The sequence below is a fragment of the Paralimibaculum aggregatum genome, from assembly GCF_030270585.1.
Classification (GTDB): domain Bacteria; phylum Pseudomonadota; class Alphaproteobacteria; order Rhodobacterales; family Rhodobacteraceae; genus Thermohalobaculum; species Thermohalobaculum aggregatum.
This window is the reverse complement of the sequence record NZ_BSYI01000002.1, coordinates 1-13,824: the sequence shown is the minus strand read 5'-3', so window position 1 is coordinate 13,824 and position 13,824 is coordinate 1. Positions and strand designations below refer to the sequence as shown.

Sequence of the window (13,824 nt, the reverse complement as noted above, 5' to 3'; positions counted from 1 at the left end):
GCCGGCGCCGTCAGCGGCGGCGGCGCAGGAGCGCGAGGGAGCCGAGCCCGGTGAGCAGCAGCCATGCGGGCGCGGGCAGCGGCACCTCGCCATCCGCCTCGATGCGGAACAGATAGGCGGCGCCCTGGCCCGGGTTGTCGCCTATATCCGCATAGGGCGCGCCGACCAGCACGAGGTTGCCGGAGACCGCCACCGACAGGCCGAAATTGTCCGACTCCACACCATCCGGTGCCAGCAGCTTGGCGATCAGCATCCCGTCGGTGGTGTTGAAGAGGAAGGCCGCGCCGCTGTCGTCGCCATTGGCGTCGTCGCCCCAGGCGCCGACCAGCGCCGTGGTCCCGTCGAGCGCGACGGCATAGCCGAAGCGGTCGTTCTCCGGCGCTTCGCCGGCGGTCAGCTTGGTCTCGGCCAGCGTGCCGGTGTCGAGGAGATAGGCGGAGCCGTTGCCGTCGTCGAACTGGGCGCCGACGAGCGCCGTGGTCCCTTCGAGCGCGACCGAAAAGCCGAACTGGGCGGAGGCCTCGCCGTCGCCCGGTGTCAGCTTGGTCTCGGCCAGCGTGCCGGTGTCGAAGAGATAGGCGCTGCCGCTGGAAGCCCCGTTGTCGCCGTCGCGGGCGGCGCCGACCAGCGCCGTGCTGCCGTCGATCGCGACGGTGCTGCCGAATTCGTCGAACATCGCGCCGTCGCTCGGTGTCAGCTTGGTCTCGGCCAGCGTGCCGGTGTCGAAGAGATAGGCCGAGCCGCTGTAGAAGCCGTTGTCGCCGTCATGCCTGGCGCCGATCAGCGCGGTGCTGCCGGAGAGCGCGACGGCATAGCCGAACTCGTCGAACATCGCGCCGTCGCTCGCCGTGAGCTTGGTCTCGGCCAGCGTGCCGGTGTCGAAGAGATAGGCGCTGCCGCTGGAAGCCCCGTTGTCGTCGTCGTACCGGGCGCCGATCAGCGCGGTGGAGCCGGAGAGCGCGACGGAGGCGCCGAAATTGTCGCCTATGCTGCCGTCGCTCGGCGTCAGCTTGGTCTCGGCGAGCGTCACGGTGTCGATGAGATAGGCCGCGCCGCTGCCCGACCCGTTGTCGTCGTCGCCCTGGGCGCCGATCAGCGCGGTGGTGCCGGAGAGCGCGACGGCATAGCCGAAATTGTCGCCTCCGCTGCCGTCGCTAGCCGTGAATTTTCCCAGGAAGGTCACGCTCGCCGCCCAAGCCGGTGCCGCGAGCGCCGTCAGAAGGCATGCTGCCATCAGAATGCGCATGATGAGATACCTCACGCAGGCTCAAATACTCCGGGATTAGTCTGCAAACTCAACGCAAATGCGTCAAGACCTGCCCGCCGGCCCCGGTGCGCTTGCGCCGCGGATGCTGCTCGGGCAGCTTCGGAGGCGCACGATCCGGGGGCTGCCGATGCTCGACGCCGATCTCTTCCTCGCCTTTCTCGCCGCCGCGCTGGTCTTCGCCTTCATGCCGGGGCCGGCGCTGCTCTACTGCGCCGCGCAGACGGTGGCGCGCGGGCGCCGCGCCGGGCTGATGGCGGCGCTCGGGCTCGGCCTCGGCGGCATGGTGCACGTGCTGGCGGCGACGCTCGGGCTCTCGGCGATCTTCCGCCTGGTGCCAGAGGCCTATCTGGCGCTGAAGCTGGTCGGCGCCGCCTATCTGCTCTGGCTCGGCTGGCAGATGATCCGCGGCGAGCGCGGCCCGTCGGAGGCGCCGCGGCCGGCGCCGACCCCGCGCCGGGCCTTTCTCGAAAGCGTGACGGTGGAGGTGCTGAATCCCAAGACCGCGCTCTTCTTCGTCGCGCTGCTGCCGCAGTTCACCGATCCGGGCCTCGCGGCGCCGGTCTGGCTGCAGTTCCTGCTGCTCGGCACGATCTGCAACCTGCTGTTCTCGACCGCCGACCTGCTCTGCGTCGCCTTCGCCGGCGAGGTGGTCTCGCGGATGAAGCGCGCCGCGCGGGCCGAGCGCATCGGGCGGCTGCTCGGCGGCACCATGCTCGGCGCGCTGGGCCTGAAGCTGGCGCTGGAGCGGGGCTGAGCGGCGCCTGGCGGGGCCGCCCGGGCGGCGCAATCGCCGGCCGCCTGTGACGTGCATCACAGATGCCTGCGCGTCCCGATGAACGACTGTGTTGTCGAGACAATTGCGCTTGCCATATCGGGGGCGCATGATCGTTTGTGACGAGCATGTGATGGGTGCGTATTTCAGCGGAGGGAACGCGGATGGATATCTCGACCTACTGGCAGTCGATCAAGAAGCAGTCGAAGGAGCTGACCGGGGTCAGCAAGATCGACTCGGGGATCTTCCACAGCTCCGGCATCGGCGGGCTGCTCGAGGACTACATCAAGGCCGTGAAGGCCGGCAAACCCAAGGATATCCAGAAGAAGGCCGAGAAGGCGCTCACCAAGTCGGAGAAATACCTCAACACCATCCACAAGAAGGAGGTGAAGGAGGGCAAGAAGGCACTGAACTCGGCGCAGCTCAAGAGCGCCAAGATCGTCGGCGACGCGCTGGAGAAGATCATCGTGCAGCTCCGGGAGGTGGTCTCGGGCGATGCGCTGGCCGGCAGCTTCGACGGCGATGCCTCGGAGGACGTGGAGAAGAGCGCGGACCCGCTCGATCCGGTGAAGAAGCGCAAGTTCGAGGAGCATCTGGCGCTGCGCCAGCGGATGGTGGGCGAATCGAAGAAGGTGCTCGCCAAGTACAAGGCCGACGCCAAGCCGATCGCCAATCTCGTGCGCATGGCCAATGACGGCGCCAAGGAGGCCAAGGCCTCGAAGCGGGCCGGCGAGACCTTCCAGAACATCCAGGCGGTCGCCAAGGCCAGCCGCGCCGTCGAGGAGATCACCGAGATCATCGACGGGATCAAGGAGTGGGACAAGGCGAACGTGCAGAACGGCTCCTCGCCCTTCATGAAGGCGCGCAGCAACCAGCCGATCTCGAACCTGCCGAAATGGTACGAGAAGGAGGTCGGCGGCGAGGCGCACAGGGTCTGGAAGGTCGTCGAGGCGACGCTGAAGGAGGCCTCGGACTACATCCGCTCGCTCGATGCCGAGCTCTCGAAGGCGGAGGCGGCGCTGGATCTCGCCGAGAGCTTCTCGATGCAGGGGCAGGACCCGGCAAAGCTGATCGCCAAGATCGAGAAGCTGCACAAGGACATCCTGAGCGACCATTCGAAGATGGGCCGCACCCTCGAGGCCGCGCGGGGCACGCAGAACACCATCGACATGGTGGTCGGCGACAACACCGACCGCAGTTTCGTGAAGCTGAAGTTCGACATGAACATCAAGAAGCTGGTGCAGGAGGCCAAGCGCTTCTCGGAGGCGGCGAAGAAGTGCAAGACGCACCGCACCCGGCTTAACGCGATCCTCGACTCGAGCGAGGACCGCGGTGTCGCCGAGGCGGCGCAGCCGTCGCAGGACCTGCTCGCCGAGACCGACCGCATGGTCAAGGACTACCCCGCTGCCGCCCGCGAGGCACAGCGGCTCTGGACCGGGGTGATGGCGCGCTTCGAGGACGCCTGAGGCGGCAAGGGCCCGGTCCGGACCGGCGGGCCCGGCACGGCAGCGGGGCGGCGGCTCAGTCGTCCCGCCGGCGCGGCGGCACCGAGCGCGGCACCTGCGGCTCGAGCGCCGTCGCGATGTCGTTCGGGTCGCCGTTCATCGCCTTCCGCAGCAGGCGGTACTTCACCCCGGCATCGGCGAGGCGGCGGTAGAAGCTCACGAGCTCGCCCCAGGGGCCGCGCACCTCGCGCAGCCCGCTGAGGAAGGCGACGATCACGCCGATCTGGATCTCGCCGCGGATCGCCAGCCAGGCCCCGACCGTGATGATCGCGATATCGGCGCAGTGGTCGATCAGGTTGCGCAGCACCTTGAGCAGCGCCTTGTAGAAGTTCATCCGCAACAGGATCGTGTAGACCTGCCGGATCAGCCTGAGCGCATGGACGATCAGCACGTGGTGCGAGGGATCGACCGCGTCGATCATGTCGAGGCTGGCCTTGCGCAGCGTCTGGATGCGCTGCGCGGTCAGGCGGTTGATGATGCGCTGGAGCAGCGGCGTCACCACCCCCTCGGCGATCAGGCTGGCGATGCCGATCGCGGCGAGCCGCCAGTCGGTGACCAGCATGTAGCCGAACACCCCGAGCAGCGTGCCGCCCTGGATCAGCGGCGTGTTGATCGCCTCTGCCGCGAAATCGCCGAGCGGCTGCACCTCGCCGGTGAGCACCGAGGTCACCGAGCCGAGCGAGGTGCGGGCCTGCGCCTCCGGGCGGCGGCGCTGGGCGTCGATCAGCGCGGTGCGCAGCACCCGGGCGACCACCGCGGCGATCCAGCCGCGCAGGTAGACCACCGAGAACTTGAGCGCGGAGCGCGCGACATTGGCCAGCAGGAAGAGCCCGCCGAGCGTCAGCACCAGCGCGAGGTCGCCGGCCGGGATCGCCTCGTCGATGATCTGCTGCTGCAGGTGCAGCGGATAGACCGCCAGCGCCGGGATCGCGAGGCCGAGCAGCACCGCCCCGCCCTGGAGCGGGAAGGTCTGGCGCAGGATCAGCGAGTAGAGGCTCGCCCCGCGCTGCCAGCTCGACGCGCGCTGCATCGCAAACTCCCGGTTGACGGGACGCGGCCCGGATCGCGATTATCTGCGCCATATGGCAGGCGGCGCGGCCGTGTCACAACACTGTCATGATCCTTGGGGAGATGAACGAATGTCGTTGATGCGGATCAAGTGGGCCGGGCGGGCCGCGGTGCTGGCGCTGGCCGGCGGGCTGGCGGCCTGCGGTTCGCCGCAGCAGGCCGAGGTCAGCCTCATGCTGCCGGGTGACAAGCTCGAGCACGAGCGGGTCGAGATGGTGCTCGACTACCAGACCCAGGGGCTGCTGGCACCGGGCTGCGCGCTGCAGGTCTCGACGACCGCCGGGGCCTATCTCGTCGAGGCGATGTGGGAGACCGGCTATGCCGCCTATCCGGTGCAGCTCGATGCCGGGCGGCACAAGCTGCTGGCGCTGACCTCGGACGGGCGCATCGTGCCGGTGGGCGACGAGACGATCATGGAGATCTGCGACATGCCGCCGGCGCCGGCGCTGCAGACCGAGTGACACGCCCCTCGGGGGCGGAAGGCGGCGGCCCCGTCCGAGGCCGCCGCGCGAGCGTCAGCCGGGCTGCTTGGTCCGGCGCAGATAGGGCAGCACCTTCTCGAAGCCGCCGAACTTCTCCTGCGCCTCCTCGTCGGAGACCGCGGGGGTGATGATCACGTCCTCGCCCTGCTTCCAGTTCGCCGGGGTCGCCACCTTGTGCTGGGCGGTGAGCTGGATCGAATCGATCGCGCGGAGCAGCTCGTCGAAGTTGCGCCCGGTAGTCATCGGATAGGTGAGGCTCAGCTTGATCTTCTTGTCCGGCCCGACGACGAAGACCGAGCGCACGGTGGCGTTGTCGGCCGGCGTGCGGCCCTCGGAGCTGTCGCCGGCCGCGGCGGGCAGCATGTCGTAGAGCTTGGCGACCTTCAGCTCGGGATCGCCGATCAGCGGGTAGTTCACCGCCTCGCCCGCGATCTGCTCGATATCGGCCTTCCATTTCCGATGGCTCTCGACCGGATCGACCGAGATGCCGATCACCTTGGTGTTGCGCTTGGCGAATTCCTGCTTGAGGTGGGTCATCGCGCCGAGCTCGGTGGTGCAGACCGGGGTGAAGTCCTTCGGATGGCTGAACAGGATCGCGTAGCCGTCGCCGATCCAGTCGTGGAACGAGATCTCGCCCTCGGTGGTGTCGGCGGTGAAGTCGGGAGCGGTGTCGTTGATGCGCAGGCCCATGAGTTGCCTCCTCGGGGTTGTTTAACATTCCGGAAATGTTATCCGCCGGAAAGCCCGGCTGTGGAGGTGGATAGCATCCCGGATGGGTCGACGGAACCCTGCTAAGCGGGATCCCGCCAGAATGGAAAGGTGGCGAACCGTCTCTTGTCCGCCGTGCGGAGCATACAGGGGAGGAGGCCGGAAGCGGAAGCGCCTTCCGATCCGGGTCGCGCGGTGCTATGAGTTCCGCAAGGGAATTTTCAGGATCGGCAAGGGGGCGGGGCGATGGACAGGCACGGAGAACCCCGCAGGGCCGGCCCCTGGCGCATTGTGGCGATCGCCGCGGCGCTCGGTCTCGCGGCGCCCCCCGCCGCGGCGGCGGTCGTCAGCTATGATGTCGGCACCATCGCCTTCGGTGTCCCGCCGGTGATTGCGGGGGTCTCCACCGGCGCGGGCACGCTCACCGGCAGCTTCGATTTCGACGACGTGGCGATGACCGTGACGGCGGTGGACTTCACCGTGAGCGGCACCGTCTCGGGCTCGGGCACGGCCGACGGGGCGCTCGACGGCAGCTACGACGTTCTCGGCACGGTCGGCCCGTTCGGAGATATCACCGCCTTTCGCAGCAGCGACGGCGCGACGCCGGTGGGCATCGTGGGCATGGATCTCGGAGACCTGATCGGGCCGTTCGCCATGCCGGCGGACGGCGTGACCATCGGCCTCACCAGCGTCGGCGGCTGCCTCGACGATCCCGGCGGCCTCGGCGGCCTTGGCGGGCCCTGCGCGCTGGTGGCACAATACAACCTCAGCAGCGCCGCGGTGGCCTCCCTCCAGCCGGGGCTCGGCACGGTGCCGCTGCCGGCGAGCTGGCTGGCGCTCTGCGGCGCGCTGGGGCTGCTGGCCGGGGCGGCGCGGCGGCCCGCCGGGGCTCAGTAGCGCGCCTGCTTGCGCCGGATCGCCACCGCCTCGTCGCTGACCGCGAGGGCATCGCCGAGCGTCCTCACCCCGCGCGCGTTCAGCACCGGGATCAGCATGCAGAGCACCTCCGCCGTGACCAGCGCGTCGGCGAAGGCGGTGTGGCGCTGGCCCTCCGGGAAGCCGATGCCGAAACGCTCGGCCAGCGCGTCCAGCGTGTGCTCGGCGCCGTGGCCGAAGAGATGCGCCGAGAGCAGCACGGTGTCGAGCACCGGGTTGTCGAAGCGCCGGCCGATCAGCCCCTCCTTGAGCTGCAGGAACTTGAGGTCGAAGGGCGCGTTGTGCGCCACCAGCACCGCATCCGCCGCGAAGTCGTGGAATGCCGGCAGCACCGCGCGGGCATCCGGCTGGTCGGCCACCATCGCGTCGGTGATGCCGTGGATGCGGGTCGAGGCGGCGGGAATGCGCCGGCCCGGGTCGATCAGCCGGTCGAAGCGCTCGCCGCGGATCACCCGGCCGTTGAGCACCCGCACGCCGGCGATCTGCACGATCTCGTCGCCGGCGGAGGGGAAGAGGCCCGTGGTCTCGGTGTCGAACACCACGCAGGCGAGCTCGGTGAGCGGGGTCTCGGCCATCTTGCCGGCGGCGCGGCGGCGCAGCAGCGAGAAGTCGTAGAACTCCGGCCGCGCCGGCAGTTCCGAGGCCGGGGCGCTGACATGGTCCTCCACCGCCGGCTGCAGCGGCAGGCGCAGGCGTGCATGATCCGGCCCGACGCGCTCCGACCAGATCTCGGTGCGGTGATGCAGCAGCACGTCGCGCGCGGTGAGCCCGGCCAGCCCCTCCACGAGCGGGCGGTTGAGCCAGGGCTCGAAGGCGCTCTCGCCGAGCGGCACGCCCTGCCAGACCAGATCGACGAAGACATGCCCGCCATCCGGGGTGGCGGCGATCTCGATGCGGCCGACCCCGGTGGCGCCGGCGATCTCGCGGCAGAACAGCGCGAGCATCTCGACCACCGAGAAGCTGTCGCAGTTGAGCCAGCAATCGGCGCCGGCATGGGCGAGCTCCAGCTCCGGCAGGTCGGCCAGCCGGTCGCGCGCGCAGGCCACGAGCGCGATCGCGGTGACGTCGTTCATGCTCCAGCCGCCGATGCGGAGCTCGTTGTAGGCCCCGGCCAGCCGGTCGATGCGCCGGGCCAGCGTCTCCGCCTCCTCGGTCATCACGCCGACGAAGCGGGCCTGGGTCTTGGCATCCGGCGCCATGCCGCCGGAGAGGATCTCGGCCGCCGCGCGCAGGTTGGCGGTGGGCCGGCGCAGCCCCTCCAGCATCTCCTTCAGCAGATGGTCGCGCGCGGCATGGTCGGCGATCGGCTGGGTCGCATCGCGCAGCGTCAGCACGAAGCCGTCCACCGCATCGCCGGCGGCATCGAGGATCAGCGAGAGCCGCCCCTGCAGCGTCAGCCGCCCGTCGCGCGTGGCGCAGACCACGGCGACCGAGAGATAGTCGTGATGGGTCCTGTGGCGCCCGTCGGCAAAGCGGAGCTTCACCCGGTCGAGCGCATGGCGCACCGGCTGCTCGGTCACCAGGCGGAAGAGGGGCCGGCCGAGCCCGATCTGCGCATCGAGCCCCAGCAGCCGCTGCGCCTCGGCGTTGTAGAGCAGGATCTCGTGCTCGAGATTGCAGATCAGCACGCATTCGCGGAGATCGCGCAGCACCGCCTCGAGCTGGGCCTTCTCGGCCAGCACCTCGTCGATGGCGGCCTTCACCGCGCCCTCGGCGGTGCTCCGCTCGCGCCCCAGCGCCTCGGCGATGCCGGCCGCCGCGGGGCCGAGCGCACCGAGATAGCGCGCCTTGTCGGTGGAGAGCCGGGCCGCGGTGCTCTTCGCCTCGGCGGTGGCCGAGAGCTCGCCCGAGAGCAGCATGATCGGCCGCGCGACGTTCTCGTCGAAGAGCTGCCAGACCCAGGCGGTGAGCACCAGCAGCCCGAGCCCGCCGATGCCGCCCGCCAGCACGAGGTGCGGCGTGGCCTCCGGCCCGATCCGTGCCCCGGCCAGCACCAGCGCGCCGGCGAACAGCGCCAGCCCGCCGAGCCCGACCAGCGCGAAGAACAGGAAGATCCGCAGCCGCAGGCTCCAGCGCTCAGCCATCGTCGCCCGGGCTTTCCGCGAGCAGCTCCTTCACCCGGCAGGACAGCTCCTCGAGACCGAAGGGCTTGCTGAAGAAGGCATCCGCGCCGAGCGCCAGCGCCTTCTCGCCGTCGAGCGCGCCGCCCTTCGCGGTCAGCACGATGATCTTCACATCGGCATATCGCGGATCGGCGCGCACGGTCTGGCACACATCGTAGCCGTCGCGCTTCGGCATCATCACGTCGAGCAGGATCAGGTCGGGCTTCTGCGCGCGGATGCTGTCGAGCGCCGCCTCCCCGTCGCCGGCCACCCGCACCTCGTAGCCGTCGCGCTTCATCAGATATTCGAGCGAGAACGCAATGTTCGGTTCGTCATCCACCAGCAATACGGATCGGGGCATGGGGTTTCCTCAGTTGGTGCCGCGGTTCGTGCAGGCCGTGCTCGTCAGGGCATCGTCCGGGCCGGCAGCGGCCCAGGCAAGCGCGGCGGGTTCCGGCGGCGCGCCGCGCTCGAAGGCGGCCCACTCGGCGGGGGTGAGGGCGGCGCGGCGAAGGCCCTCGCAATCGAAGAGGTGGGGAATGCGCGCGGCAGGCTCGAAGCGGGCATGCAGCGTCACCGCGCCCAGCAGCAGCGCCGGGCGCTCGGGCCAGGGCGTGCCGGAGACCTCGACCGCGGCAAAGCGCGCGACGCGCGGCACTGCCAGCGTCCAGGGCTGCACGAGGCTCGAATAGTCGTAGCTCTCGGCCACCGCGGCGCCCTCCGGCAGCATGGCGCGGCTGCGCTCGAACCAGCTGTATTCGTTCCACAGCATGAAGGCGAACATCGCCAGCCCGCCCGCCACCGGGGCCAGAAAGCGCGGCGGGCGCCGGCCGGTCAGCCGCCCGAGCCCCCAGACCAGGCCGGCGGCACCGAGGCCGAGGGCGATGCTCGCGATCAGGATGAAGATCATGTCTGCCTCACACGACGGTATGGCGGCCCTGGGCGGCCGCGGCCTGCATCGTCTTCACCACGATGAAGGCGTTGCGCAAATGGGTGCGTTCGAGATCGGAGAGCCGCGCCGGGGCCATGAAGTTGTCGGGCCTGGCGCCGCGGCGGATCTGCTCGGCCTGGTGCTGCAGGCGGGTCTCGGCGATCATGTCATAGGCATCGAGCAGCTCGGCCCCGCCGGCATCGCTCACCAGCCCGGCCTCGCGCGCCGCGATCAGCCGGGCGCGGGTGTTGACCTCGGTCAGCCCGCCGATCAGCGCATAGAGCCGGGCCAGGTCGGTGATCGGCACCACCCCGTTGAGCTTGAGGTCGAGGCTGTCCTTGTGCTCGCCCGAGCGCACCAGCGCAAAGCCGCGGAACAGCCCGAGCGGCGGCTGGTGGGTGAGCGAGTTGGCGACCATGTGCGCGATGAAGATCGAGTTGGCCCGCGCCCGGCGCAGCGTCTCGGCATGCAGCCCGTCGAACAGCGTCATGTCCCCCGCGATCGGCCGCAGGTCGAACATCACCGAGGCGAGCATCCGCGCCATCGGGTCCGGCGTGTCGATCCAGCCGCGGAAATAGCGCTGCCAGGTGGCCAGCGGCTGGCGCCATTTCGGGTTGGTCGCCATCATCTCGCCGGGGCAGTAGTAGAACCCGCAGGCGTCGAGCCCGTCGGAGACGAACTTCGCGAAGGCGGCGAACCAGACATCGTGCTCCGGCGTCGCCTCGTCCGAGAGGATCATGCAGTTGTCCTGGTCGGAGACACCGGTCTGCTCCTGCCGGCCCTGGCTGCCGCAGACCAGCCAGAGATAGGGCACCGGCGGGGCGCCGAACTCGATCTCGGCCATGGCGATCAGCTTGCGCGTGAGCGCGTCGGTGACGTCGGTGATCAGCCGGCAGATGACATGCGGCGCGGCGCCGGCGCCGACGAGCTGGGCCAGCAGGTCCGGCACCTTGGCGATCACCTCGCGCAGGCCGGCGAGGTCGGTCTTGCGCCCGATCTCGCCGACCAGCATCGGCGAGGAGAGCGCCTGGCGCAGCAGGAGATCGGTGCGGGTGAGGATGCCCGCGAGGCGCGCGCCCTCCACCACCGGCAGATGGCCGATGCCGTGCTCGATCATCACCGCCATGGCGTCGAGGCCGATCGCCTCCGGGCTCAGCGAGACCGGGTCGCCGGTCATGATCTCGCGCAGCGGCGTGTCGCCCGGACGCTCCGCCGCCAGCACGCGCGAGGCCAGATCGCTGGCGGTGACGAGGCCGACGAGGCGCCCGCCCTCGGCCACCAGCACGCAGGAGATGCCGTGGTCGCGCATGGTGCGCGCGGTCTCGGCGGCGCTGTCATCCGGTGCGGCGGTGATCGGCGCGGCGGTCATGATCTCGCCGATGCGCAGCGTCGCCAGATCGGCGCCGGCCGGGCGGGGTACGGCGGCGGTCTCGTCGGTCCGCCGCCCGAAGAACTGCGCAAAGCCCGGCTCGCGGCGCATCAGCGCCCGGAACTCGGCCGCCGGCAGCAGAAAGAGCGTGGCCGCCGCGGCGGCCCGGGCGTCATAGGGCGCGATGCCGTCGACCAGCAGCCCGCGCTCGCCGAAGCATTCTCCGGCATGCAGGCGCGAGATCAGGTCGCCGCTGGCGGTGCTGACCTCCACGCTGCCCTCGGCGATGGCATAGAAGCCCGCAAGGCGCTCGCCGGTGGTGTAGATCGCCTCGCCGGGCGCGCGCTGCAGGGTCTCGGCCTGGTCGGCGAGCGCGGCGCGGGTGGCCTCGTCGAGGGTCGCGAATGGGTGATGCGTGGCAAAGAAGCGGCGGCGGGCGTCACGGTCGAGGGGCATGGGGGCTCCTGCTGGTCGCCGGATGCGGCGCTTCGGGTCGGGATACCTGCCGGACGCGCCCGCCCGGCAGGAGGGGGAGGGGCGGCATGCGCCCCTCCCGGTGGTCTCGTCGGCTCAGTGGTCGACCGCGGCGCCGGCGCCCTTCGGCACACGGATGCTCTCGACCAGCTCGCGGATCTCCTTCGGCGGCTCCTTGGTCGCCTGGCTGACGAAGTAGGCGACCGCGAAGTTGACCAGCGCACCCACCGCACCGAAGGCCTCCGGCGCGATGCCGAGGAAGTGGTTTGCGGTGGTGTTGTCCAGCATGTTCGTGCCGGGGATGAAGAACCAGCCCTTGAAGGTGAAGATGTAGAGGATCGTCACCAGAAGGCCCGCCAGCATGCCCGTGGTCGCGCCGACATTGTTGATGCGGGTCGAGAAGATGCCCATCATCAGCGCCGGGAAGATCGAGCTCGCCGCGAGGCCGAAGGCGAGGGCCACCGTCTGCGCCGCGAAGCCGGGAGGATTGAGCCCGAGCCAGGCCGCGATGGCGATGGCGACACCCATCGAGACCCGCGCCGCCAGCAGCTCGCCCTTCTCGCTCATGTCCGGCATGAAGGTGCCCTTCAGCAGATCGTGCGAGACGGCCGAGGAGATCGCCATCAGCAGCCCTGCCGCGGTGGAGAGCGCTGCCGCCAGGCCGCCGGCCGCCACGATCGCGATCACCCAGTTCGGGAGCTGCGCGATCTCGGGGTTGGCGAGCACCATGATGTCGCGGTCCACGGTCAGCTCGTTGCCGGCCCAGGCGGGGTCGATCAGGTTGCCCTCGCCGGGGGTGGCGGCGTCGTTGTAGTACTGGATGCGGCCGTCGCCGTTCTTGTCCTCGAAGGTCAGGAGGCCGGTGGTCTCCCAGTTCTTGAACCAGTCCGGACGCTCGTCATAGGCCAGCGCCTCGGCCTGCGGGCCGTTCGGGTAGATCGTGTCGGTCAGGTTCAGCCGCGCCATGGCGCCGACGCCGGGAGCGACGGTGTAGAGCAGCGCGATGAAGACCAGCGCCCAGCCCGCCGACCAGCGCGCATCGGCCACCTTCGGCACGGTGAAGAAGCGGATGATCACATGCGGCAGGCCCGCGGTGCCGATCATCAGCGAGAGGGTGTAGAGCAGGATGTTGAGCGTCCCGCCGTCTTGCGCGGTGTATTGCGTGAAGCCGAGCTCCTGCACCACCTGGTCGAGCTTGGCCAGCAGCGGCATGCCGGAGGCGGTGTGCTCGGAGAACAGGCCGATCTGCGGCAGCACGTTGCCGGTGAGCTCGAGCGAGATGAACACCGCCGGGATGGTGTAGGCGACGATCAGCACGCAGTACTGCGCGATCTGGGTATAGGTGATGCCCTTCATGCCGCCCTGCACGGCATAGAGGAAGACGATCACGGTGCCGATCAGCAGGCCGGTGGTCGCATCGACCTCGAGGAAGCGCGAGAAGGCGACGCCGACGCCCTTCATCTGGCCGATCACATAGGTGATCGAGGCGACGATCAGGCAGATCACCGCGACGATGCGCGCGGTCGAGCTGTAGAACCGGTCGCCGATGAACTCCGGCACGGTGAACTTGCCGAACTTGCGCAGATAGGGCGCGAGCAGCATCGCCAGCAGCACGTAGCCGCCGGTCCAGCCCATCAGGAAGACGCTCGCGTCATAGCCCTTGAAGGCGATCAGTCCGGCCATCGAGATGAAGGAGGCGGCTGACATCCAGTCCGCCGCGGTGGCCATGCCGTTGGCCACCGGGTGGATGCCCCGGCCGGCGGCATAGAACTCGCCCGTGGTGCTCGCCCGCGCCCAGAAGGCGATGCCGATATAGAGCGCGAAGGAGGCGCCGACGACGATGTAGGTAAGGGTCTGGAGATCCATCGCGTCAGTCCTCCTGCACGCCGAATTTCTTGTCGATGCCGTTCATCGCGACGGCATAGACGAAGATCAGGATGAGGAAGACGTAGATCGAGCCCTGCTGGGCGAACCAGAAGCCGAGATCGGTGCCGCCGATCTCGATGCCCGCGAGCAGCGGCCGCAGCAGGATGCCGAAGCCGAAGGAGACCACTGCCCAGATCACCAGGCAGATGGTCACGAGGCGTATGTTCGCCTTCCAGTAGTCGTTGTCGTTGTCGTTGTCACTGTCCGCCATGGGGATCTCCTTTGCGGTGCGGTGTTGCGTCCTGGGCGTCGTTGGTCTCGTGGGCCACGCCCCCCGTTTGGCT

13 protein-coding genes are annotated in these 13,824 nt (G+C 69.6%); 4 read left to right on the top strand and 9 right to left on the bottom strand.

All coding sequences use genetic code 11. The features are described from left to right. Positions 1–10 precede the first annotated feature (10 nt). Entirely contained in the window at positions 11–1,234 is a 1,224-nt protein-coding gene (locus QSJ97_RS01275; RefSeq protein ID WP_285669670.1) for a VPLPA-CTERM sorting domain-containing protein, read from the bottom strand. Positions 1,235–1,394: 160 nt separating this feature from the next. Between QSJ97_RS01275 and QSJ97_RS01270 the strand changes: the two genes are divergently transcribed. After that, a complete protein-coding gene (locus tag QSJ97_RS01270) occupies positions 1,395–2,021 on the top strand; it encodes a LysE family translocator (RefSeq protein WP_285669669.1) in 627 nt (208 codons plus the stop codon). Between the two features lie 182 nt (positions 2,022–2,203). Further along, a complete protein-coding gene (locus tag QSJ97_RS01265; protein ID WP_285669668.1) occupies positions 2,204–3,505 on the top strand; it encodes a hypothetical protein in 1,302 nt (433 codons plus the stop codon). Between the two features lie 55 nt (positions 3,506–3,560). Here the strand turns inward: QSJ97_RS01265 and QSJ97_RS01260 are convergent, their stop codons facing one another. Next, positions 3,561–4,574 carry an ABC transporter transmembrane domain-containing protein gene (locus QSJ97_RS01260; RefSeq protein WP_285669667.1) on the bottom strand — a complete coding sequence of 338 codons (1,014 nt, stop codon included), beginning with the start codon at positions 4,572–4,574 and terminating at the stop codon, positions 3,561–3,563. A gap of 109 nt (positions 4,575–4,683) precedes the next feature. Between QSJ97_RS01260 and QSJ97_RS01255 the strand changes: the two genes are divergently transcribed. Further along, a complete protein-coding gene (locus QSJ97_RS01255; RefSeq protein ID WP_285669666.1) occupies positions 4,684–5,073 on the top strand; it encodes a hypothetical protein in 390 nt (129 codons plus the stop codon). A gap of 54 nt (positions 5,074–5,127) precedes the next feature. Here QSJ97_RS01255 and QSJ97_RS01250 read toward each other — a convergent pair whose 3' ends face one another. After that, positions 5,128–5,784, bottom strand: a complete 657-nt coding sequence (locus QSJ97_RS01250; RefSeq protein WP_285669665.1) for a peroxiredoxin — start codon at positions 5,782–5,784, stop codon at positions 5,128–5,130. A gap of 264 nt (positions 5,785–6,048) precedes the next feature. Between QSJ97_RS01250 and QSJ97_RS01245 the strand changes: the two genes are divergently transcribed. After that, complete coding sequence (locus QSJ97_RS01245; protein WP_285669664.1) at positions 6,049–6,699, top strand: hypothetical protein; 651 nt, start codon at positions 6,049–6,051, stop codon at positions 6,697–6,699. Here the strand turns inward: QSJ97_RS01245 and QSJ97_RS01240 are convergent. The 6 genes from QSJ97_RS01240 to QSJ97_RS01215 form a co-directional block, all read right to left on the bottom strand. Continuing rightward, positions 6,693–8,822: an exonuclease domain-containing protein gene (locus tag QSJ97_RS01240; protein ID WP_285669663.1), complete on the bottom strand. Its 2,130-nt coding sequence runs from the start codon at positions 8,820–8,822 to the stop codon at positions 6,693–6,695. The two genes, QSJ97_RS01245 and QSJ97_RS01240, sit on opposite strands and share 7 nt — an antisense overlap. Further along, positions 8,815–9,201, bottom strand: coding sequence for a response regulator transcription factor (locus QSJ97_RS01235; protein ID WP_285669662.1), 387 nt, complete (start codon positions 9,199–9,201; stop codon positions 8,815–8,817). The genes QSJ97_RS01240 and QSJ97_RS01235 overlap by 8 nt, the downstream gene beginning before the upstream one ends. A 9-nt stretch (positions 9,202–9,210) precedes the next feature. Continuing rightward, positions 9,211–9,750: a hypothetical protein gene (locus tag QSJ97_RS01230; RefSeq protein WP_285669661.1), complete on the bottom strand. Its 540-nt coding sequence runs from the start codon at positions 9,748–9,750 to the stop codon at positions 9,211–9,213. Between the two features lie 7 nt (positions 9,751–9,757). Beyond that, positions 9,758–11,596, bottom strand: a complete 1,839-nt coding sequence (locus QSJ97_RS01225; RefSeq protein ID WP_285669660.1) for a DUF294 nucleotidyltransferase-like domain-containing protein — start codon at positions 11,594–11,596, stop codon at positions 9,758–9,760. A gap of 114 nt (positions 11,597–11,710) precedes the next feature. Continuing rightward, the gene (locus QSJ97_RS01220) at positions 11,711–13,480 is read right to left on the bottom strand and encodes a sodium:solute symporter family protein (RefSeq protein ID WP_285669659.1); all 1,770 of its coding nucleotides are present in this window, start codon (positions 13,478–13,480) and stop codon (positions 11,711–11,713) included. A 4-nt stretch (positions 13,481–13,484) separates the two neighbouring features. Next, a complete protein-coding gene (locus QSJ97_RS01215) occupies positions 13,485–13,751 on the bottom strand; it encodes a DUF4212 domain-containing protein (RefSeq protein ID WP_285669658.1) in 267 nt (88 codons plus the stop codon). Positions 13,752–13,824 lie beyond the last annotated feature (73 nt).